Raw genomic sequence first — 20,889 nt, forward strand, 5'->3', positions numbered from 1 at the left:
ATCGACGACGAAGGTTACTTGCATACGCCGAAAACCAAGGCAGGTTGGATGTTCCAACTGCCTTTTTTTATGTGGATTCATGGAAAGACTCTGGGTTAAAATTGCGCGCCTCGGCCGCTACACATACCTGCGCGTCGTGCGCATCAAGGCCCCCGCCGAGTCCATCGCGCTGGGGCTGGCCCTGGGCGTGTTCGCCGGCGCACTGCCGTTCCTGTCCCTGCAGATGGCCATAGCCGTGGCCCTGGCCCTTGTTCTGCGCGGCAACGTCATCGCCGCCGCCCTGGGCACCTGGTGGAGCAATCCCTTCAACTGGGCCTTGATTTTTCCATTGCTGTACATGCTGGGCAAGGTTTTCGTGCCGATGGACGTTGCGCATCTGAGCATCCACGAGTTCGTGAACCTTCCGCTTCTGGAGCTTCTGCAGCGTAGCTGGAAGTGGTTGCTCATCACTACCCTCGGCGGATTCATCGCCGGCATCCCGCTGGCCATGGTCACGTACTTCGTCACGCTGCGCGCGGTGCTAATCTATCATGACCGCCGCGCCAAGCGTCGGCTCGAACGGCAACGACGGATGCCCCGCCGTGGATAGATCATCCTTTTTCGCCCCCAAGCGCTCCCTTGGACAGAATTTTCTCTCCGATCCCAACATCTGCAGGCGCATTGTCGCCAGCCTTGAGCTCGCACCGGGAGACCCGGTGCTGGAAATCGGCCCGGGCAGAGGGGCCCTGACGCGCATTCTGGCCGGCCACGACGGCCCGGTCATGGCACTTGAAAAGGATTCGGAGCTGGTGAGCTGGATCAAATCGGAGTTCCCCGGCGTTGGCGTGGTTCATGCCGACGGACTGGATTTTTGCTGGGAAGGAACACGACATCTGCCCGGTCTGTCCCTGATTGGAAATCTGCCCTACAACGTGGCCTCGCCCATGATCTGGGAGATGGTCAGCCGTTGCCGGTCCTGGAGAAGCATGCTCTTCATGGTTCAAAAGGAGGTCGCCCTGCGCCTGACGGCCAGGGAGGGGAGCCGGACGTACGGGGCTCTTTCGGCATGGGTTGGAAACTTCGTGCGGGGCGAATACGTGTTCACGGTTCCGCCCCACGTCTTTCGCCCGCAGCCCAGGGTCGATTCGGCCATTGTGCGCTTTTTGCCCAGGCCCGATCCGGCCTGGGAAGACGCTGCAGCCCTGTCCTGGACGGTGAAGATTCTTTTCCAGCAGCGCCGCAAGCAGCTGGGCACAATCCTGAAGGCCCATTGGTCCGAGGCGGTCGAGGCGTGGTGCGGGGAACTGGGCGTTGACAGGCGAATCCGCCCCGAAGAATTGGGCCCGGATGCGTTGCGATCCCTGGCGCGAGTTCTAGACCCCAAAAAAGAGTGGCCAAGAAGCCCGAAACGCCCGTCAGAGCAGGGTTTCCCGTAGTATTTTTGAAAATAAGCTTGACTTTGCATCTGAAATTCTGTTTGCCTGCCGACTGAGCGTTTGCGCCGGAAAGGGCGGTGGGCCAAGTGTTAAAGCCCTATGGACATGTTTCTATCCTTCCAGTAGGAAGTGTCGCAGCCGTTGTCCGGGAAATTTCAAGATCAGGCTGAATGTGCCAAGTGTTGACGGCTGTGAGCCATGAGACTTCTGGAGAGTTTCACGCACCCGTTGGTAATTTACTGCAAAGGAGGAAGACTGATGACGAAAGCTGAATTGGTTGCAAAGATGGCGGAAAAGGCTGGATTGACCAAAGCGAATGCCGAGCGCGCCTTGACCGAATTTCTGAAGGCCGTCCAGGAAACCCTGGTGACCGAAAAGAAGATGACCCTTACCGGCTTTGGAACGTTCGTGGTTGAAGAGCGTCAGGCTCGCACCGGACGTAATCCCCGCACCGGCGAAGAACTGAAGATTCCCGCTTGCAAGGTTGTCAAGTTCCGGCCCGGCAAGGAACTCAAAGACGCAATCAAGTAATTACCGCGAGGGGGACCTATGCTGCATGGGGAAACTGTTCAGAGCCCGCTGCCCCAGGATTTGCCTTGGTGGCAGCCTGATCATGCCATTTTTTTCGGAGTGCTCTACGCTGTGCTGCTCATCATAGGCAGCGGAGTTGGCGTGGTTATCCTGAAGTCTCTGGCCGACACCGTTAAGGAAAAGCTTTCCTAGCCTGATTTTCATGATGCTTTGAAAAGGGGTTGCATGAGCGCCCCTTTTTTTTGCCCTGATTTTTCTTGCCATGCCTTCAAGGTTTGCATAAAAGACTAAGTTTCCTGCTCGCCGCCAGGTGGCAGGACCAGATCGAGAACGGGAGGTGATCCGTTTGCCAGGTGTATACATGGGTGACAGCGATACTTTTGACTACTCCCTGCGTAAGTTCAAGAAGCAGGTAGAGAAGGCCGGTATCCTTTCCGAGTTGAAGAAGCGTCAGCATTTCGAAAAACCCAGCATCCAGAAGAAGAAGAAGGAAGCTGCGGCCAAGAAAAGACTGCTGAAGAAGATTCGTAAAATGCAGGTGATGTAATGAGTCTTTCTGTTCGTCTTGAAAAGGACTATGTGACCGCATTCAAGGCCAAAAAGACTGAAGAGGTGGCTGTCTTGAGAATGCTCAAGGCAGCCGTCAAAAACAAGCAGGTCGATCTCCGTCGCGAGTTGACCGATGGCGAGATTCTGGACGTAGTGGCCAAACAGGTCAAGCAGCGTCAGGAATCCATCGACCAGTTCCGCGCCGCGGGACGGATCGATCTTGCTGAAATCGAGGAGCGCGAGCACCTCATTTTGCGCGCCTACCTCCCCACGGCCCTTTCCGTGCAGGAATTGGAAGAGGCTGTGACCATGACCATCCAGAACATCGGTGCTTCCGGCATGAAAGACATGGGCAAGGTCATGAACGCCATCCTGGGCGAACATGCCGGCCGTGTTGACGGGAAGGAACTCAGCGCGCTGGTGCGCGCCAAGCTTTCGTCGTAATCCTATGGATTCAAGAACATTGCAGCTGCTGGAATATCCAAAGGTCCTGCAGCATCTTTCGCACTTCGCGGTCAGTGAGGCGGGCAGGGATGCCTGCCTTTCGCTTTTGCCAGAAACCGATCCTGTCCGCATCGTCGAGCGTTCGGCCCTGGTGCGGGAGGCTATTCATTTTTCCGCCAGCAAGGATGTGCGCCTGTCGGTTTTTCCCGATGTGGCCGGGGTATTCGCGTATCTCGCCAACCCGCTGGCCTTTCTGGACGTGGACGGCCTGATCGGACTCTGGGAGATGCTTAAAGCGGCCGCCGCCCTTGTGGAGCGCCTCGGTCCCGCCGACGCGGAGCGCTATCCTGGCCTGGCTGCCCTGGCTGCGGGGCTGACCCTGCCTCCCAAGACCTGGTCCGGACTGTCGCGCTGTCTCGCCCCTGACGGGACGATTCGTGACGAAGCCTCGCCTGAGCTCTATTCCGTGCGTCAGGAGATCCGACGCGTGCACCAGATGTGCACCCGCAAAGTTCAGGATTTCTTTCAGAACAAGGATCTGCAGTTCATCTTGCAGGATGAATTCCTGACCATCTCCTCGGACCGCTATGTCCTTGCTCTCAAAAACAATTTCAAAGGGCGCCTCAAGGGCATCGTACACGACTATTCCCAGACAGGGGAAACCTGTTATTTCGAGCCGCTTTTTCTGGTCGAACTCAACAACGACCTGCAGGAATACAAGCAGGAGGAGCGCGCCGAAGAGCAAAAGGTCCTGCGCTTTTTGAGCGAACTTGTCCGCGCCGAACAGGCCGCCATCGAACGCACCTTCGACGGGCTGATACGCTTTGACCAGCTGCTGGCCATTTGCCAATTTGCCCGCCACACCGATGCTCATGTCGTCGATATCGCCCCCGACGCGCCGTTGGCCCTGAACCAGGCAAGGCACCCACTCCTGGTTTTCGGGCAGGACAATGTCGTGCCTGTTGATCTTGAGTTGCAGCAGGGGCAGCGAGTGCTCATCATCACCGGCGGCAACGCGGGCGGCAAGACGGTCTGTCTGAAGACTCTCGGGCTGCTCGGCCTCATGGCCCATGCCGGACTGCCCGTCACCGCGGCAGAGGGCAGCACACTGCCGCTGTGGGACAAATTTGTGGTATCCATGGGCGATGAGCAGTCCATCGAACAGAGCCTGTCCACCTTTACGGCTCAGATTCGTCATTTCAGCGAGGTCTGGCCGAAGATCGACGAGCGTACTCTGGTCATTCTTGACGAATTCGGAGTCGGCACCGATCCCAGTCAGGGCGCAGCCCTGGCTCAGGCCGTGGTCGACGGGTTGCTCGAGCGTCAGGCCTGGGTCGGCGCGGCGACGCATTTTCCCGCGCTCAAGGCTTACGGGCTTTCCAAGGACGGGGTTCGCGCGGCTTCGGTCATTTTTTCGCCGGACACCAGAAAGCCGCTCTTCAAGCTCGGCTACGATCAGGTTGGCGCCAGCCGGGCCCTTGATGTGGCCCGGGAGCAGGGGTTGCCCGAGTCCATTTTGGCGCGGGCCCAGGATTACCTGTATCTGGATGCGGGCGACGCCGAAGAGATTTTCGAGCGCCTCAACCGCCTTGCGGCAGCCAAGGAAGAAGAACTGGACAAAGCCAGGGCCCGTACCCGGGATCTTGAACTCAGGTTTGCCCGCAAGCTGGAGAAGCTCGATCAAGAGAAAAGTCGCATGCAAAAGGAACTGCGCGAGGCCTCTCAGGAGATCATGCGTCAGTGGCGTGAAGGCCGCTTGGGCCGCAAGGAGGCCCTGAAAGAGGTCGCCAGGTTGCGTGACAGTGTGGCTCAAACGTCGCAAACGGACGAGACGATCCATAAACTTTCCATCCAGGCCATTGCCCAAGGGCAGGTCCTGCTTTATCTGCCCTGGAACAAAACGGGCCTGGTGCGGGAAATCGACGGCAAGAAAGAGCGAGTGCGCCTTGATGTGGGCGGTGTTTCGCTGTGGGTTGGCCTTGCTGATGTGCAGGTTGCGGCGAAGGACAAGTCCGATGGCGGAAAGGTCGTGCTGAGGAGCGCGCCTGCACCGGTGCCCCCCCTGCGACTCGATCTGCGGGGAATGAGAGCCGATGAGGCCGAATCGGAGCTGTCCCGGTTTCTGGACAAGGCGCTGCTTGCAGGCCGGACCGAAGTCGAGATCATACACGGGATGGGCACGGGAGCCATGCGCCGGATGGTGCACGAGCACCTCAAAAGGTCCAGGGCTGTCGGCGATTTTCGTCTGGGCAACGCGGATGAGGGTGGTGACGGCGTAACCAAGGTGGCCCTGGCAGATTAAATTTTTTTCATCGGAGCCGGATGAGCACGTTCGACCAAGGACTGATCGCCCAGATTAAGGCCCGCCTGCGGATCGAGGACGTGATCGGAAGACACGTGGAGCTCAGGCCCTCCGGCACCAGACTGGTCGCTCCGTGTCCGTTCCACCAGGAAACCAAGCCGTCCTTTTCGGTCAATCCGGAAGGGGGCTTTTATTATTGTTTCGGATGCCAGGCCTCCGGCGACATCATCGAGTTCTACCGCGCCATAAATGGCCTGGAATTCGGCGAAGCTGTGGAGGCGCTTGCGCGAGAAGCGGGCCTGGAGGTTCGCAAACGCCCCGAATACCGGGCGCCGGGAGAAATTTCCCGCTCCGAGTGTCTGGATATGCATGCCCTGGCGGCGGTCTTCTACAAGGAGATGCTGGGGCGCGGACCGGGCAAGACCGCACGCGAGTATATCGAGGCGCGTGGCCTGGCTTCGGGGATCGTGGATCGTTTCTGTCTTGGCTGGGCTCCGGCCGCATGGAACGAGCTGCGCGACCATTTGCGCGGGCGCGGGTTTTCCGAGATCCTTGCCGAAAAGGCGGGTCTGGTCAGCAAGTCGGCCAAGGGTTCCTATTACGACCGGTTCCGCGAGCGGCTCATTTTTCCGATCATGAACCTGTCGGCCCAGACCGTGGCCTTTGGCGGTCGCAGCCTGGTGGACGGGGACGGACCGAAATACCTGAATTCGAGCGAGACGCCCATCTACACCAAGGGTGAGCATCTCTACGGACTGTATCAGGCCCGACGCGCCATGTCGCACTCCAAGAGCGTGCTCCTGACGGAAGGGTACGTGGACGTTCTGAGCCTGCATCAGTTCGGCTTCGAAAACAGCTGCGGGGTGCTCGGCACGGCGCTCACTCCCGAGCAGGTGCACCGTCTTTCAGGCCTGGTCGGGCAGGTCGACCTTGTTTTCGACGGGGACAATGCGGGCCGCAAGGCAGCCTTGCGCAGTGCGGAGATGATCCTGGCGCAGGGACTCAAATGCCGGGTGCTGTGTCTGCCCGATGGTGAGGACGTTGACTCCGTGTTGCAGAAGAACGGTAGGGAGAGCCTGCTGGAGCTTTCATCCCAGGCCGCGGACGGACTTGATTACTGCCTGCGGCAGCTGTCCGCCAATCACTCTCCCAAGGACGTGCTGAACTGGGCCGTCGGTTTCATGTCCCGGCTTGGCAAGCTGGACTGGAAGTCCTTTTATCTGCCCAAATTGGCTGCGGGTCTGGGACTGTCGGAAACCGAATTGCGTCGCACGCTGGAAGAAAAAGGCCCGGGAACGGCCACGTCCGTTCCGGCACGGCTGGAGCAGTGCAAGCCCTCCCAGCTCGACAGGAATCTGTTGGCCTTTGCCGTGCGTTTTCCCGAATATCACGGGCAGTTGCACGAGCTTGGGCTTGGCGAGGCCCTGGCCACGGAACGGGGAAAAATTTTCTGGAAAAAGATTTTCGGGGTCAGCCCGCATGAAGTCCTGAACCGTATGGATCAGGGCGAGAAGCAGTTTTATGTTCAGTGCCAGATGCGTACCGACGTCACGGTTGATGACGGCAGGAGCGAATGGGACGAGGTTCAGGATTTCTTGCGTCAGACCTGCCAGCGCCGTGAGTTGGAGAGTCTCAACTTTGGGTTGCGCAAGGCCCGGCAGAGCGGGGATTTCCAGGAAGAGCTTCGTCTTTTGGCCTTGATACAGGCCAAGACACAGTGCTGAGAAAGGATTTTCACGTCGGCGGGCGAAAAGTTTTTATCAACTTTGGGGGGAACGGATGAGCAATATCAAGGACGTTCAGCAAATTCAGGCACTTATTGCCGAAGGAAAGAAGAAGGGATTTCTGACCTTCGATGAACTCAACAAGGCCCTGCCTTCCGAAGTGAACACTCCGGAACAGATAGAAGAAATCATTGTCATTTTTGATCAGCTGGACATTGATATAGTCGATGAGAAGCTTACTCACGGGATCGAGATCGCCGAGGATGACGGCGAGGAGCCCAAGGAAGAGGAGAAGCTCGAGCTGGCCGAGGACGAGGACGGCGCGGATTATTCCTCCCGCAGCAACGACCCGGTGCGCATGTACCTGCGCGAAATGGGCGCCGTGGGCCTTCTGGACCGCGACGGCGAGGTCTATATCGCCAAGAAGATCGAGGCCGGCGAGCTTGAGGTCATGTATGCGCTGGTCGAGGTGCCCGTGGCCGTGGAAGAGCTCGTGCGCGTGGGTGAGGACCTCAAAAAGGGTCGCATGAAGCTTAAAGACGTGGTCAAGACCATCGAGGAAGACGACCCGTCCGAAGAGGAGATGAACCAGCGCGAGCGCGTCATCAAGCTTCTTGAGGATGTGAAGAACATCTACCGCAAGAAGAAGCCTCTCTACACTCGTCTCGACGAGTGTGCGACTCTCGATAAGCGCGTTTTCGGCGTGCAGAAGAAGATCATGGATTTCAAGGAAGGCGTGGTCCAGTGCCTGCGGGACATCAAGCTCGAGAAAACGCTCATCGACCGCATCATCGAGACCGTGGGCGACTACGTGCGCCAGATGCACAACTGCCGCCGCGATCTCTCGGCATATATCCTGTCGCTGGGCAAATCCCAGGACGAGATTTTCGGCATCTTCAAGCAGCTCGATGAGCGCACCATCAACCCCGTGGCCGCCGCCGACCAGCTCGGCATGACCATGGAGGAGCTTTTCTCCTTCAAGGAAATGGTCAACGGCAAGATCGAGATCCTGGGCAAGCTGCAGGAAAACGCCATGCACGACGTGGAGCAGCTCGAAGAGATCCTGTGGCGCATCCGCAAAGGCAACACCGACGCACTCGACGCCAAGCAGGAACTCATCCGCGCCAACCTGCGCCTGGTCGTGTCCATCGCCAAGAAGTACACCAACCGCGGCCTGCAGTTCCTGGACCTCATCCAGGAAGGCAATATCGGCCTCATGAAGGCCGTGGACAAGTTCGAATACCAGCGCGGCTACAAGTTCTCGACCTACGCCACATGGTGGATCAGGCAGGCCATCACCCGCGCCATCGCGGACCAGGCCCGCACCATCCGCATCCCGGTGCACATGATCGAGACCATCAACAAGCTGGTGCGTACTTCGCGCTACCTGGTCCAGGAACTGGGCCGCGATCCCTCCCCCGAGGAGATCGCCGAGCGCATGGACTACCCGCTTGAGAAGGTCAAGAAGGTCCTCAAGATCGCCAAGGAACCCATCTCCCTGGAGACGCCCATCGGCGACGAGGAGGATTCGAGCCTGGGTGATTTCATCGAGGACAAGAAGGCCGTGGCTCCGGCCGACGAGGTGGTCAACACCAAGCTGGCCGAGCAGATCGCCCAGGTCCTGTCCGACCTCACGCCCCGTGAGGAGCAGGTCCTGCGCAAGCGTTTCGGCATCGGCGAGAAGAGCGACCATACCCTCGAGGAGGTCGGCAAACTTTTCAACGTCACCCGCGAACGCATCCGTCAGATCGAAGCCAAGGCCCTGCGCAAGCTGCGCCACCCCGTGCGCAGCCAGCAGCTTCGCTCGTACTATGAGTCCTAGGCTGAACGCGATCAAAAATCCCAAGGCAACCTCCAGGGTTGCCTTCTTTTTTTGGCCGGCGGTTCGGATGTTTGTTGTCGCCCTGGCGCTGCTCTTTTCGGCACAGGCCGCTCTGGCCCAGTCGTGGCGCGTCGGGGTTACAGCTGTTCTTGACGGTGACACTGTGATTCTTGACGGCGGTGAGCGCCTGCGGCTGCGCGGCATCGATGCGCCCGAGGTTTCGCACAGATACAAGCCCGGGCAACGTTACGGTCGGCAGTCCCGAGACAAGCTTTTTTCCCTGGTTTCCGGCCGGATTCTCGAACTGGACAAAAAGGAGCTGGGCCGGGACCGTTATGGACGCTTGGTCGGACTCGCGCGGCTTGCCGACGGGCGGGTGGTCAACCTGCTCATGATTGAAGAAGGTGCGGCTTTCGTCTATCCTCACCCGTCGGACAAGGACAGGGCGCTGTTCACCAGGATGCTCGCCGCCCAGAACGTGGCCATGGAGCAGGGCAAGGGCTTTTGGCCCGTGGTCCTGAATGGCTCCGCTGCGAAGGCCCGCTATGTGGGCACGAAGAGCAGCAAACGTTTTCATACCCTGTCCTGCGCGCAGGGGCAAAAGGTCGGCGCCTCCAACCGGGTATATTTTTCCTTCTTGCGGGAAGCTTTCTCGGCCGGTTATGCACCGGCTCGGGAATGCACTCCCTGGCCCGTGAAGACGGACCGCTAGCTTACCAAAACCGGAGCGATTTGCTTGAAAGCCATTATTGTCGGAGCAGGGGAAGTCGGATTTCACATTGCCAAACGACTGGCCGCCGAAAACAAGGATGTTGTGGTCATCGACCGCAACCCTGCCGTTCTGCAGCGCATTCTCGAACACATGGACGTGCAGGTGCTTGAAGGCTCCGGCTGCAGTCCGCTTGTGCTTGGCGAAGCCGGCATCACCAAGGCCGACATGTTGCTGGCCGTGACCGACAGCGACGAGATAAACCTCATGGCCTGCACTTTTGCCAACATGCTTGCCCCGGGGCTGACCAAGCTGGCCCGAATCCGCAACGACGAGTACACGGCCTATGGGCAGCAGCTGGCCAAAGGCATCGGTATCGGGATTATCATCAACCCGGAGGTCGAGGTGGTGCGGACCATCGAGCACATGCTGCGCGCCCCCGGAGCCGTCGATATCTGCGACCTTGCTGGCGGACGGATCAAGATCGTCGGAACCTGGATTACTTCCGGCAATCCGATGGCCGGGACCAGCCTCATGGAATTGCGCCGCAAAGCCGGAGACATGCAGCTTATCGTCGCAACGATCGTACGTGACGACAAGGTCATTGTGCCTACGGGCTCCGATGAGATTCTTGAAGGGGATCTGGTCTATTTTGTCTGTGAGGACAGCCAGTTGCAGTCGGTGTTTTCTTTTCTGGGCAACCGCTCCGGCAAAAAGAGCAGTGTGCTGATCATCGGAGGCGGTAACATCGGCCTGCGTCTGGCTCGCGCCCTGGAAAAAAAGCCCATCCACGTCAAGCTGATGGACAAAGACCCCGAGCGATGCGCGGTGCTGGCCGGAGAGTTGGACCGGACCGTGGTCCTGGTCGGTGACGGCACTGACCAGGAGGCTCTGCTTGAAGAAAACATTGGCGCCATGGATGTGGTGGTGACCATGACAGGCAACGAGGAGAGCAATATTCTGGCCTCGCTTTTGGCCAAGAAGCTTGGCACGCCCATGGCCATCACCCGGCTGAACAAGATCGAGTACATGCCGCTGGTGCGGGCCATAGGCCTTGAGCATATCGTAAGTCCCCGGCTTTCGGCGGTGAACAGTATCTTCAAGCATGTGCGCAAAGGCGGCGTGCTCTCGGCCGTGGCCATCAAGGACGGGGCGGAAGCCCTGGAAGCGCTGGTCGGCCCTGAGTCAGATCTTGTGGGCAGGGCTTTGAAAGACCTCACTTTTCCCAAGGGCGTCCTTGTCCTTTGCATCATGCGCGCCGACACGGTGCTCATCCCGTCCGGATTTGACGTGATCCAGCGCGGCGACCGGCTCTTCATTCTGAGCGTGACCGAGTCCATTCCCGGAGTCGAGCGGATGCTGTCCCGAGGACAGGAGAAGGGCTGATGCGCTGGACCATCGCCCTGCACGTAACCGGGCTCATTCTGCTTTGCGTGGGCCTGTGCATGTTTCTCCCCCTTGCTTGCGGCTGGTACTACCACGACACCTCCGTCGCACCGCTTTTTTTGTCCCTGTGCGCGACGGTCCTGGCCGGGGCCTTTCTCATGTTTTCCTTCAAGCGTCCGAAGCCCTTGGTGATCAACCACCGTGAGGGAATGGTCATAGTCTCTCTTGGGTGGGCCGCGTGCGCCTTTTTTGGCGCCCTGCCTTTTGCACTGGGCGGATTTCCATCCTTCACAGACGCATTTTTTGAATCCGTCTCAGGTTTTACCACCACGGGCGCGTCCATCCTGACCAACATCGAAGCCCTGCCAAAGGGGCTCCTCTTCTGGCGCAGTCTGACGCACTGGCTGGGCGGCATGGGGATCATCGTCCTGACCATCGCCATCCTGCCTTTTCTGGGTGTGGGCGGCATGCAGCTCTACAAGGCCGAGGTGCCGGGTCCCGTGGCCGACAAGCTCCAGCCCCGGATCAAGGATACGGCCATGAGCCTTTGGAAGGTTTACGTGTTCTTCACCGTAGCCCAGGTCATGCTCCTGATGTTTGGCGGAATGGATCTCTTCGAAAGCATCTGCCACGCTTTCGGGACCATGGCCACGGGCGGTTTCTCGACGCGCAACACCTCCATCGCGGCCTACGACTCCGCATACATCGATGGCGTGATCACGTTTTTCATGCTTGTGGCCGGAGTCAATTTCGCCCTTCATTTCCAGCTTTTTCGCGGCAGGCCCCTGGCCATCTGGCGGGATCCGGAATTTCGTTTTTTTGCGATTTTTTTCCTGCTGCTGACCGCCGTAGTGACCTTTTCCATCCACAACTCAAGTTACTCCTCCTGGCCTGAAGCCCTGCGCTTCGGATCGTTCCAGGTCGCCTCCATCCTCACCACCACCGGCTACGCCACGGCAGACTACGAACTCTGGCTGCCCCTGTCGCAGGGGGTGCTGCTCCTGTGCATGTTCATCGGCGGCTGTGCCGGTTCCACGGCGGGCGGGATCAAGTGCATGCGGGTCATGCTGCTCTTCAAACATGCCTACCGCGAACTTTTCCGGCTTGTGCATCCCCGGGCCGTGCTCCCGCTGAAGTTCGGCCCCAAGCTGGTCAAGGAAGAGGTGCTGACGAGTATCTGGGGTTTTTTCGTTCTTTTCATCGTCCTTTTTGTTCTCTCGGGGCTGGCCCTGGCCGCAATGGGGGTGGACGTGCTGACCTCTTTCGCGGCAGTGGTGGCCTGCATCGGCAATATCGGTCCCGGTCTTGGCGAGGTCGGCCCTGTGGACAATTATGCGGCGATCCCGACCCTGGGCAAATGGGTGCTGAGTTTTTGCATGCTGCTTGGGCGTCTTGAGATTTATACGGTATTGGTGTTGTTCGTGCCTGAATTCTGGCGAAAATAGACATCCCTGGGAGAAAATCATGACCGAATGGGTAGAGGTGGGAAAATTTGCCGAGCTTGATGAAGCTGCGCAGAAAGAGGCTGGCCGACTGGCGGAATACGCGCTGGATGTGGCCCTGGATCCAGCCAAGGTGATTCGTTTCGAGGAGACCGACAACGGCTTCAGGCTTCTCATCGACGAAGATCTGTACAAGTTTTATCAGGGTCTTTGATGGATCAGGCCGTGTTGCGGGGGATGCGCGCCCGTTTTGTCAGGATGGCCGGCGAGTATGCCGAGCGTCTGGGTGAACGGCGTGAGCACATCATCCTGAAGCGCGACCATTCCCTGCGAGTGCACGCCCTGGCCGCGAAGATCGTGGCCAGGGAGAGCATCGCTCCGGCCGCACCGTATCTGGCAGCGGCGCTCGTGCATGATATCGGGCGGTTTTCGCAGTTCGAGAGGTTTGGCACCTACCGCGATGATCAGTCCGTCGATCACGGCGAGGAGGGGGCCGATCTTCTGCGCGGCGGAGACTTTCTGTCGGCTTTCGAGCCGCAGGTCCGGGATTGCATCACCCTAGCGGTGCGGCTGCACAACAAGCGTGAAGTGCCGAACGACATGGATCCGCTGAGCAGAGCGCTGTGCATCGTGGTCCGGGATGCGGACAAGCTCGATATCGTGCCCGTGGTGCTGGCCAAGCTCAGGGCGTCCGGGCCGCGCGATCCGGTGGTCACCCTTGGACTCAAGGACGAGCCGGAGGCCTGGACCGAGTCCATCGCCGAAGCCGTGGCCAGGGGCGAGAGCCCTGCTTACGGGGACCTTCGCTATATAAACGATTTCAAGCTGCTGCTGGCCTCATGGGGCCCGAAACTGGCCCACGGCGCAAGCCGGTGCATTTTTTCCAGGCGCGGCTATCTGGACAGCCTCTTCGCCCTGCTTCCGCAAACCGCCGGTTTCCTGAAGCTCAAGAGCTGCCTTGCCGGTCATCTTGAGCGCTGAACTGCAACCATAGCAATTCGTCCAGGGTGCGCAGAATCTCTCCGTACAGCCCTCCGTATCCGGGAAACTTTCCGAAAAGCTCCTGCTTGCGGCGTTGCAGGCCAGGCGAGGCGCTGGCTTCAGGCGAGGATGGAGACGTGGCCAGGATGCGGCGCTCCTGCAGCAGGTAGCCGCGGGTCTGCGTGCAAAAATCCCGACATATTTGGCTGCATTTGGCTCCGTGATCGGCCCAGTATTCCCTGGCCGGTGCGGTGGCCACGCTGTGTCTGGCCTGCCAGACCATGGCCAAAAGGAAATTGATGGGCGAGCCGGGAACCCCGCGCCTCCAGCCCAGCAGCCAGGGGTTGCGCCAGGAGAGCAGAAAATGACCCTGTCCGAAAGCTACGAGATCGGCCAGGTCTGCGTGGATGTCGCGCAGTGTTTCGTCATCCCACAGCGGTTCTTCCTTGCACAGGTCCCAGCTTGGCACCGGGGCCTGCGTCCCGATTCCGAGCAGATTTGAGAGCAGGGCGTTGGCCTGGGGCGAGGCCGGTGTCTCCAGATGGACATAGCTGAGTATGAAGGAGCCCTGGCCATATTCGCCCCTGACGATGCAGGGTTCGTGGCGGAGCCGCTGCGGATCAAGGTTGATGCCATAAAGCTCTTCCCATTGTCCGACTTCCGAGGCCGCGATGCTGGACCAATCCAGGTCGGCTGACCAGAAATCAGGCCCTGGGGTTTCGTAGCGGGCCAGCACTTCGAGGTTCTCCTCGCCAGGCTCGAATTGCGATGGCCACCAGACCGGCAGGGCTGCCTCGTAATTCGTTCCGCCCTCGCTTACGAGGCACTGCAGATGTCCGCTGAAATTGGGCAGGCGTTTTTTCGCCGCCTTGCGCGACCAGGAGCACAGATCCAGAAAGGGCGCGCCGCGTTCCGAACCAAGCGCCAGGCCCGCGCCTCCGCAGAAACCCAGATACTTGCCGCCGCCGCGCACATGCTGGCGGATTTCCCGGCGTCCGTCCTCGCCCAGGGCCAGGGATTTGAGCCTGGCCCAGCCTCCAGGGACGAGCAATGTCGACGGGCCGATGGCACGCAAGGCTCCGGTGCGAACCTGTTCGGCTTTGAGCAGGGTCACAGGGACGCGCAGGGCGTTCAGGGCGCGCAGGAGCAGTAATACCCACAGGTGCGATTCGTCCCACAGCAGGACCAGAGGCGGGAGGTGTCTGTGCATGACCGACGGCCTAGCAGGAAGCACGCTGACGGGCAAGTCGGGCTTGATTTTTGGGGTGTGCCCCAGTAGTCATTTTTGTTTCCGCAGCGCCGGGCATCCCGGCGCTTTTTTGCCGCAAACAGCTCATTATCCGGAGTTCATCATATGGCCAACGAGACGCTTTCCAAGGGATACGAACCAGCCGACGTGGAAGAACGGTGGCTTGAGTACTGGAAGACGCACCAGAGCTTCACCCCCGACGCGGCCAAGGCCGCGACTCACGTCAAGGACAACTACTCCATCGTCATCCCGCCGCCCAACGTCACGGGGGCCCTGCACATGGGGCATGCCCTCAACCTCACCCTGCAGGACATCATGTGCCGTTACATGCGCCAGCAGGGAAAGACCGTACTCTGGGTGCCGGGCACGGACCATGCGGGCATCGCCACCCAGAACGTGGTCGAGCGCAAGCTCCTGACCGAAGGCAAGAAACGGGAGGACCTGGGCCGCGAAGAGTTCACAAATCGCGTCTGGGAATGGAAAGAGGACTATGGCGGGCGCATCCTGAACCAGATCCGGCGCATGGGCGCCAGCGTGGACTGGACCCGGGAGCGTTTCACCATGGACGAGGGCCTGTCCAAGGCCGTGCGCGAGGTTTTCGTCACCCTGTACGAGCAGGGGCTTGTCTATCGCGGCAAGTACATCATCAACTGGTGCACCCGCTGCCACACGGCTCTGGCCGATGACGAGGTCGAATACGCCCCGGCCAAATCCACCCTCTACCATCTGAGCTATCCCCTGGAGGACGGTTCGGGCTCCCTGACCGTGGCCACGGTGCGCCCTGAAACCATGCTCGGCGACACGGCCGTGGCCGTGCACCCCGAGGACGAACGCTATCAGTCCATGATCGGCAAGCACGTCATTCTGCCGCTGGTGGGCCGCCGCATCCCGGTCATCGCCGACGCCTACGTGGATCGGGAATTCGGCACCGGATGCCTCAAAATCACTCCGGCCCATGACATGAACGACTGGGAACTGGGCCGCAAATACGGTCTGGAGGCGGTCAGCGTCATCAATGACAAGGGCTGCATGAACGACAACGCGCCCGAGGCGTATCGTGGTCTGAGCGCCGCCGACTGCCGCACGCTCATCGTCCAGGATCTGCGCGCCTGCGGGGCGCTCACAGCCGAGGAACCCTACGAGAACAAGGTCAACCAGTGCTATCGCTGCAAGACCACCATCGAGCCTTTCGTGTCCGAGCAGTGGTTCGTTTCCGTCAAGCCTCTGGCCGAAAAGGCCCGCCTTGCCGTGGAGGACGGACGCACGACCATCTGGCCCGCGCAGTGGAACAAGACCTATTTCAATTGGCTCGACAATATCCGCGACTGGTGTATTTCGCGCCAGCTGTGGTGGGGGCACCGCATCCCGGTGTGGACCTGCCAGGACTGCGGCGAGCTTATCGTCGCCCGCCAGGACCCCTCGGCCTGCAAGTGCGGGAGCGCGAATCTGGTGCAGGACGAGGACGTGCTCGACACCTGGTTCTCTTCGGCCCTGTGGCCGTTCTCGACCATGGGCTGGCCGGAGCAGACCAACGAGCTCAAGGCGTTCTACCCGACATCGCTGCTGGTCACGGGTTTTGACATCCTCTTTTTCTGGGTCGCCCGCATGATGATGATGGGGCTGCAGTTCATGGACAACGTGCCCTTCAAGGATGTCTACATCCACGCGCTGGTCCGCGACGAGCACGGCAAGAAGATGTCCAAATCCACGGGCAACGTCATCGACCCCCTGGAAATGATCGACAAGTACGGCTGTGATTCGCTGCGTTTCACCCTGACCTCGTTTGCGGCCATGGGCCGGGACATCAAGCTGTCCGAGGCACGCATCGAGGGATATCGGCATTTCATCAACAAGATCTGGAACGCGGCCCGTTTCGCCCTCATGCATGTGGACGGCAGCGAGCCGGAGTTCGACCCCACAAGACTGTCCGGGCTGCACCATCGCTGGATTCTGCATCGTCTGGAGACGCTCAAGAAAGAGCACGCCGCCCAGATCGAGGGCTACCGCTTCAACGAGGCGGCCCAGGGCCTCTACGGATTCGTCTGGCGCGAGTTCTGCGACTGGTATCTGGAGCTGATCAAGCCCGAGCTCTATGGCGAGGACGAGGCGGCCAAGGCTGCGGCTCGTTCGTGTCTGAAGCATGTGCTGTCCGAGATCATGGTCATCGCCCATCCGGTCATCCCCTTTGTCACTCAGGAGATCTGGTCCTGCATCCCCTCGCTGGACGCCGAGAGCCTGGCCGTGCGTCCCTATCCCAAGGTCCGCCCCGAGTGCGAGGACGAGGCGTCCGTGCGCGACATGGAGTTCCTGCAGGGCGTCATCGTGGCCGTGCGCAACATCCGCTCCGAACTGGGCGTTGCGCCGGGCGTGCCCCTGACGGTCATGGTCCGCGCAGGCGGCGAGGATCAGCGGTTCCTGCAGGCGCACGAAACGGAGATAGCGGCCCTGGCCCGGGTCGGGACCCTGACGGTGGGCGCGGACATCGAGCCGCCCCGGGGCTGCGCCTCGGCCGTGGTGCGCGGGTGCGAACTCTTCGTGCCCCTTGAGGGCGTGGTTGACTTCGTGGCCGAACTGGCCCGCCTGGACAAGGAACTGGGCAAGATCAGCAAGGAACTCGATTTTGTGACCAAGAAGCTTGGCAACGAGAGTTTTGTCAGCAAGGCTCCCGAGGACGTGGTGGCCAAGGAAAAGGCCAAGGCGGAGAGCTTCGCCGAGAAGAAGGCCACCCTGGAACAGCTGCGGGCCAGGATGCAGGAATTTGTTGGCTGAGGCCTTTCGCTTTTGAGGGCGAGGGCAAAGGCATGGATTGCCACGTCGAAGACTCCCACGCAGAGCCTGGCTTCTCGCAATGACGCACTGCCAAATCCGTCATTGCGAGCGCAGCGCGGCCAAATCAGGCTCCGCGTGAAATCCATCTTCGTACCGAATTGCTGCGACGGGCGTAAACTATCTCGGAATATGTAAACCAAAGGATAAATCATGGCCAAAGCATATCTCATCGGCGCGGGTCCCGGCGACCCGGGCCTCATCACGGTCAAGGGGCAGCGTCTCATGCAGGAATGCGAGGTCGTCATCTACGATTACCTTGCCAGCAAGAGCTTTCTGTCCCTGTGCCGTCCCGACGCCGAGATCATTTATGTCGGCAAGAAGGGCGGCGACCACACCCTGCCTCAGGATCAGATTAACGACCTGATCGTGGCCAAGGTCAGGGAAGGCAAGAACGTGGCCCGCTTGAAGGGCGGCGATCCCTACATTTTCGGACGCGGAGCCGAAGAGGCCGAAGAGCTGCTCGAAGCCGGGCTCGAATTCGAGGTCGTGCCCGGCGTGACCTCGGCCGTGGCGGGCGCTGCCTACGCGGGCATTCCGCTCACGCATCGCAAGTACGCTTCTTCCGTATCGCTGATCACCGGCCACGAGGATCCGACCAAGCCCGATTCCGCCCACAACTGGCCGGCCCTGGCCACCGCGGCCAGCACCCTGTGCTTCTACATGGGCGTGAAGAATCTGCCCTACATCTCGGCCAAGCTGATGGAAAACGGGATGCGCGCGGACATGCCCGCCGCCCTGGTGCGTTGGGGCACGACAAGCGAGCACCAGTCCTGGGTCTCGACCATCGGCGAGATCGCGGCCATGGCCGAGCGCGAAGGGGTCAAGGCCCCGTCCATGCTGGTCGTGGGCGAGGTGGTGCAGCTGCACGACACCCTGAACTGGTTCGAGAAGCTGCCCTTGCACGGCAAGGGCGTGGTCGTGACCCGGGCCCGGGAGCAGGCCAGCGGTCTCAAAGACACCCTGGAACGTCTGGGCGCCGCCTGCTACGAGTTTCCGACCATCACCATCGTGCCCCTTGAAGACTACGCCCCGGTTCGCGAGGCCATAGACAGGCTGCCGGACTACGACTGGGCCATTTTCACTTCCGTCAACGGCGTGCGCCACTTCTGGAACCAGCTCGAACTCGTGGGCAAGGACGCCCGGGCTTTCGGCGTCATGCAGATCGCGGCCATCGGTCCGGCCACGGCCGAGGCGCTCCTGGAGCGCGGCATCCGCCCCGATTTCATTCCGCCCAAGTACGTGGCCGAGTCCGTGGTCGAGGGGCTGCTTGAGCGCGGCATCGCCGGCAAGCGCGTGCTCATCCCCCGCGCCAGGGTCGCCCGCGAAGTGCTGCCCGAGGAGCTGGCCAAGGTCGCGGCCCGGGTGGACGTGCTTCCGGTTTACGAGACGCAGCTGACCCAGGAGGACGGAGCCGAGATCATCGATCTTCTCGAAAAGGGCAGGCTCCATTACCTGACCTTTTCCAGTTCTTCCACGGTGGAGAACTTCTTCGCCCTGGTCCCGGCGGACACCCTGCGCCCCTATGTCGGCCATGGGCTGAAGATCTGCTGCATCGGACCCGTGACGGCAGGCACCTTGAAGGATTACGGGTTCACTCCCGACATCATGCCCGAAGACTACACCATCCCGGCCCTGGTTGAAGCATTGGTGAAGGGTTAAGTCCATGACCATCGCGCTGGGCGTCCTCGTTTCCGGATCCGGGTCCAACCTGCAGGCCATACTGGACCGGGTGGCTGACGGCAGCCTCGACGCCGACATCCGCGTCGTCATCGCCAACAAGCCCGATGCAAAGGGGCTTGAGCGGGCTCGGGAGGCGGGCATCGCCACTGCCTGCGTGCGCCATGAGGCGTTTCCCGAGCGTGTGGCCTTCGATGGGGAGCTGGTCCGGCTGCTGCAGGAGGCGGGTGTAGAGCTGGTGGCCCTGGCCGGGTTCATGCGCATTCTGACGCCTGCGTTCTTGACGCCCTTTGCCGGGCGCGTGGTCAACATCCATCCCGCCCTGCTCCCGGCCTGTCCCGGCCTTGGCGCACAGGGGCAGCAGGCGCAGCACGGGGTGCGTCTGGCCGGGTGCACCGTGCATTTCGTGGACGAAAAGATGGACCATGGCCCGATCATCATCCAGGCCGCCGTGCCCGCCTATCCGGACGACGACGAGACCACGCTGGGCGAACGTATCCTGGCGATGGAGCATCGCGTCTATCCACAGGCCCTGCACTGGATTGCCCAAGGCCGTGTGCAGGTCACGGGCCGGCAGGTCGTGGTCCGGGACGCGTCCAGAGCCATGGGCCCGCTATGGACCAACCCGCCTTTGGAACCGCCTTTTGATTCTTGAAGGAGGCAACGCATGAATACATTCGAGCTGTTTCTGACCGCTGAGGAGAAGCGTTTCTGCAAGGACCTCGTGGTCTGGGTCATCCGGGATCATCTCGGCCTGGCATCCGAACCGCGGCCGATTCTCGAGTCCAGGACCTTGGGCGAGGAATTGGGCGCTTTTGTGACTTTGAAGCGCGAGGGACGCCTGCGCGGCTGCATCGGCAACATCGTCGGCAACGGTCCGCTGGTCGCCACCATCGAGCGCATGGCCGGTGCGGCGGCCTTCGAAGATCCGCGGTTCCCTCCCCTTACGGCAGAGGAGCTTGCCGATCTGGACATCGAAGTTTCGGTCATGGGACCGCTGACTCCCTGCCCCGACCCGGAGCTGGTCGAGGTAGGACGGCACGGGCTCTATATCCGCAAATCCATGCATTCCGGCCTGCTGTTGCCGCAGGTGGCCACGGAGTGGGGCTGGGACCGGGAAACCTTTCTCGACCAGACCTGTGTCAAGGCCGGGCTGCCCAAAGGCTCCTGGCGCAAACCCAAGACGGAGATCTGGTGGTTTGAAGCCGTCATTTTTTAAAGGAAGGAAAGTATGCGTAAGATTTTTTTCACTTTGATTCTGGTTTGCCTGTTTTCGTCCACAGCCCTTGCGGATGGGGCAAAAGTGTCCCTGACCACCAATAAGGGCATCATCGTCATTGAACTCGACGAGGCCAGGGCCCCGATCTCGGCACAGAATTTTTTGACCTATGTGAACGAGGGCTTTTATGACGGGACGGTATTTCACCGCGTCATCAAGGGGTTCATGATCCAGGGCGGCGGCATGGATACGGCCATGAACCAGAAGCGCGGCCACGCACCCATCAAGAACGAGGCCGACAACGGGCTCAAAAACGACAAGTACACAGTCGCCATGGCCCGCACGGGCGAGGTTGATTCCGCCACGTCCCAGTTTTTCATCAACACGGCGGACAACACATTCCTGAATCACGGTACACGTGATTTCGGGTACGCCGTTTTCGGCAGGATCGTCGCGGGCAAACGCGTGGTGGACCTGATCGAGGCCGTGAACACGGGCTCCAAAGGCATGCACGGTGATGTTCCGGTCGAGCCTGTCATCATTGAAAAGGCTGAATTGATGCAGTAAGACTCTCGCAGAGTTCGCAAAAAAAGGGGCGGTCCGGTCAGGA

General features: G+C 60.4%; 20 protein-coding genes. 19 read left to right on the plus strand and 1 reads right to left on the minus strand.

From position 1 onward, the window contains the following. The first annotated feature begins 79 nt into the window (after positions 1 to 79). The 14 genes from CVU60_12615 (at position 80) to CVU60_12680 (ending at position 13,305) form a co-directional block, all read left to right on the plus strand. A complete protein-coding gene (locus CVU60_12615) occupies positions 80 to 589 on the plus strand; it encodes a DUF2062 domain-containing protein (GenBank protein PKN41045.1) in 510 nt (169 codons plus the stop codon). Continuing rightward, complete coding sequence (gene rsmA / locus CVU60_12620) at positions 531 to 1,415, plus strand: ribosomal RNA small subunit methyltransferase A (GenBank protein PKN41046.1); 885 nt, start codon at positions 531 to 533, stop codon at positions 1,413 to 1,415. Before CVU60_12615 ends, rsmA begins: the two co-directional genes overlap by 59 nt. Positions 1,416 to 1,673: 258 nt before the next feature. After that, positions 1,674 to 1,946, plus strand: a complete 273-nt coding sequence (locus CVU60_12625; GenBank protein PKN41047.1) for an HU family DNA-binding protein — start codon at positions 1,674 to 1,676, stop codon at positions 1,944 to 1,946. Between the two features lie 18 nt (positions 1,947 to 1,964). Beyond that, positions 1,965 to 2,138: a hypothetical protein gene (locus CVU60_12630; GenBank protein PKN41048.1), complete on the plus strand. Its 174-nt coding sequence runs from the start codon at positions 1,965 to 1,967 to the stop codon at positions 2,136 to 2,138. A 154-nt stretch (positions 2,139 to 2,292) separates the two neighbouring features. Then, entirely contained in the window at positions 2,293 to 2,493 is a 201-nt protein-coding gene (locus CVU60_12635; GenBank protein ID PKN41123.1) for a 30S ribosomal protein S21, read from the plus strand. Beyond that, the gene (locus tag CVU60_12640; protein PKN41049.1) at positions 2,493 to 2,939 is read left to right on the plus strand and encodes a glutamyl-tRNA amidotransferase; all 447 of its coding nucleotides are present in this window, start codon (positions 2,493 to 2,495) and stop codon (positions 2,937 to 2,939) included. Before CVU60_12635 ends, CVU60_12640 begins: the two co-directional genes overlap by 1 nt. A gap of 4 nt (positions 2,940 to 2,943) precedes the next feature. Then, positions 2,944 to 5,241: an endonuclease MutS2 gene (locus CVU60_12645; protein PKN41050.1), complete on the plus strand. Its 2,298-nt coding sequence runs from the start codon at positions 2,944 to 2,946 to the stop codon at positions 5,239 to 5,241. Between the two features lie 20 nt (positions 5,242 to 5,261). Beyond that, entirely contained in the window at positions 5,262 to 6,965 is a 1,704-nt protein-coding gene (dnaG, locus tag CVU60_12650) for a DNA primase (protein ID PKN41051.1), read from the plus strand. A gap of 55 nt (positions 6,966 to 7,020) precedes the next feature. Then, entirely contained in the window at positions 7,021 to 8,787 is a 1,767-nt protein-coding gene (locus tag CVU60_12655) for an RNA polymerase sigma factor RpoD (protein ID PKN41052.1), read from the plus strand. Next, positions 8,777 to 9,499, plus strand: coding sequence for a nuclease (locus tag CVU60_12660; protein ID PKN41053.1), 723 nt, complete (start codon positions 8,777 to 8,779; stop codon positions 9,497 to 9,499). The genes CVU60_12655 and CVU60_12660 overlap by 11 nt, the downstream gene beginning before the upstream one ends. Before the next feature lie 24 nt (positions 9,500 to 9,523). Next, entirely contained in the window at positions 9,524 to 10,882 is a 1,359-nt protein-coding gene (locus CVU60_12665; protein PKN41054.1) for a Trk system potassium transporter TrkA, read from the plus strand. Beyond that, positions 10,882 to 12,327 (plus strand): potassium transporter, encoded by a 1,446-nt coding sequence (locus CVU60_12670; protein PKN41055.1) that lies wholly within the window; start codon positions 10,882 to 10,884, stop codon positions 12,325 to 12,327. The genes CVU60_12665 and CVU60_12670 overlap by 1 nt, the downstream gene beginning before the upstream one ends. Positions 12,328 to 12,346: 19 nt before the next feature. Beyond that, on the plus strand, positions 12,347 to 12,538 hold the full coding sequence (locus CVU60_12675) for a hypothetical protein (GenBank protein ID PKN41056.1): 192 nt from the start codon (positions 12,347 to 12,349) through the stop codon (positions 12,536 to 12,538). Then, positions 12,538 to 13,305 (plus strand): HD family phosphohydrolase, encoded by a 768-nt coding sequence (locus tag CVU60_12680; GenBank protein PKN41057.1) that lies wholly within the window; start codon positions 12,538 to 12,540, stop codon positions 13,303 to 13,305. The genes CVU60_12675 and CVU60_12680 overlap by 1 nt, the downstream gene beginning before the upstream one ends. On the opposite strand, the gene CVU60_12685 is transcribed toward CVU60_12680, so the two are convergent. Then, complete coding sequence (locus CVU60_12685) at positions 13,271 to 14,515, minus strand: biotin--protein ligase (GenBank protein ID PKN41058.1); 1,245 nt, start codon at positions 14,513 to 14,515, stop codon at positions 13,271 to 13,273. The two genes, CVU60_12680 and CVU60_12685, sit on opposite strands and share 35 nt — an antisense overlap. Positions 14,516 to 14,659: 144 nt before the next feature. Between CVU60_12685 and CVU60_12690 the strand changes: the two genes are divergently transcribed. The 5 genes from CVU60_12690 (at position 14,660) to CVU60_12710 (ending at position 20,846) form a co-directional block, all read left to right on the plus strand. Then, complete coding sequence (locus CVU60_12690) at positions 14,660 to 17,323, plus strand: valine--tRNA ligase (protein PKN41059.1); 2,664 nt, start codon at positions 14,660 to 14,662, stop codon at positions 17,321 to 17,323. Positions 17,324 to 17,533: 210 nt separating this feature from the next. Continuing rightward, positions 17,534 to 19,042 (plus strand): uroporphyrinogen-III C-methyltransferase, encoded by a 1,509-nt coding sequence (cobA, locus tag CVU60_12695; protein PKN41060.1) that lies wholly within the window; start codon positions 17,534 to 17,536, stop codon positions 19,040 to 19,042. A 4-nt stretch (positions 19,043 to 19,046) separates the two neighbouring features. Continuing rightward, on the plus strand, positions 19,047 to 19,715 hold the full coding sequence (locus CVU60_12700) for a phosphoribosylglycinamide formyltransferase (GenBank protein PKN41061.1): 669 nt from the start codon (positions 19,047 to 19,049) through the stop codon (positions 19,713 to 19,715). A gap of 12 nt (positions 19,716 to 19,727) precedes the next feature. After that, positions 19,728 to 20,279 (plus strand): AmmeMemoRadiSam system protein A, encoded by a 552-nt coding sequence (locus tag CVU60_12705; protein ID PKN41062.1) that lies wholly within the window; start codon positions 19,728 to 19,730, stop codon positions 20,277 to 20,279. A gap of 84 nt (positions 20,280 to 20,363) precedes the next feature. Further along, positions 20,364 to 20,846 (plus strand): peptidylprolyl isomerase A, encoded by a 483-nt coding sequence (locus CVU60_12710; protein PKN41124.1) that lies wholly within the window; start codon positions 20,364 to 20,366, stop codon positions 20,844 to 20,846. Positions 20,847 to 20,889: the final 43 nt, after the last annotated feature.

Source organism: Deltaproteobacteria bacterium HGW-Deltaproteobacteria-18 (assembly GCA_002841885.1).
GTDB lineage: Bacteria > Desulfobacterota > Desulfovibrionia > Desulfovibrionales > Desulfomicrobiaceae > Desulfomicrobium.

Excerpts from the sequence above, each read along its gene's own strand:
- CVU60_12700 (PKN41061.1), top strand. The coding sequence starts at position 19,047 with ATGACCATCGCGCTGGGCGTCCTCGTTTCCGGATCCGGGTCCAACCTG.
- CVU60_12655 (PKN41052.1), top strand. The coding sequence starts at position 7,021 with ATGAGCAATATCAAGGACGTTCAGCAAATTCAGGCACTTATTGCCGAA.
- CVU60_12680 (PKN41057.1), top strand. The coding sequence starts at position 12,538 with ATGGATCAGGCCGTGTTGCGGGGGATGCGCGCCCGTTTTGTCAGGATG.
- CVU60_12670 (PKN41055.1), top strand. The coding sequence starts at position 10,882 with ATGCGCTGGACCATCGCCCTGCACGTAACCGGGCTCATTCTGCTTTGC.
- CVU60_12705 (PKN41062.1), top strand. The coding sequence starts at position 19,728 with ATGAATACATTCGAGCTGTTTCTGACCGCTGAGGAGAAGCGTTTCTGC.
- CVU60_12690 (PKN41059.1), top strand. The coding sequence starts at position 14,660 with ATGGCCAACGAGACGCTTTCCAAGGGATACGAACCAGCCGACGTGGAA.
- CVU60_12615 (PKN41045.1), top strand. The coding sequence starts at position 80 with ATGGAAAGACTCTGGGTTAAAATTGCGCGCCTCGGCCGCTACACATAC.
- CVU60_12660 (PKN41053.1), top strand. The coding sequence starts at position 8,777 with ATGAGTCCTAGGCTGAACGCGATCAAAAATCCCAAGGCAACCTCCAGG.
- CVU60_12625 (PKN41047.1), top strand. The coding sequence starts at position 1,674 with ATGACGAAAGCTGAATTGGTTGCAAAGATGGCGGAAAAGGCTGGATTG.
- CVU60_12675 (PKN41056.1), top strand. The coding sequence starts at position 12,347 with ATGACCGAATGGGTAGAGGTGGGAAAATTTGCCGAGCTTGATGAAGCT.
- dnaG (PKN41051.1), top strand. The coding sequence starts at position 5,262 with ATGAGCACGTTCGACCAAGGACTGATCGCCCAGATTAAGGCCCGCCTG.
- CVU60_12640 (PKN41049.1), top strand. The coding sequence starts at position 2,493 with ATGAGTCTTTCTGTTCGTCTTGAAAAGGACTATGTGACCGCATTCAAG.
- CVU60_12630 (PKN41048.1), top strand. The coding sequence starts at position 1,965 with ATGCTGCATGGGGAAACTGTTCAGAGCCCGCTGCCCCAGGATTTGCCT.
- cobA (PKN41060.1), top strand. The coding sequence starts at position 17,534 with ATGGCCAAAGCATATCTCATCGGCGCGGGTCCCGGCGACCCGGGCCTC.
- rsmA (PKN41046.1), top strand. The coding sequence starts at position 531 with ATGACCGCCGCGCCAAGCGTCGGCTCGAACGGCAACGACGGATGCCCC.
- CVU60_12685 (PKN41058.1), bottom strand. The coding sequence starts at position 14,515 with ATGCACAGACACCTCCCGCCTCTGGTCCTGCTGTGGGACGAATCGCAC.
- CVU60_12645 (PKN41050.1), top strand. The coding sequence starts at position 2,944 with ATGGATTCAAGAACATTGCAGCTGCTGGAATATCCAAAGGTCCTGCAG.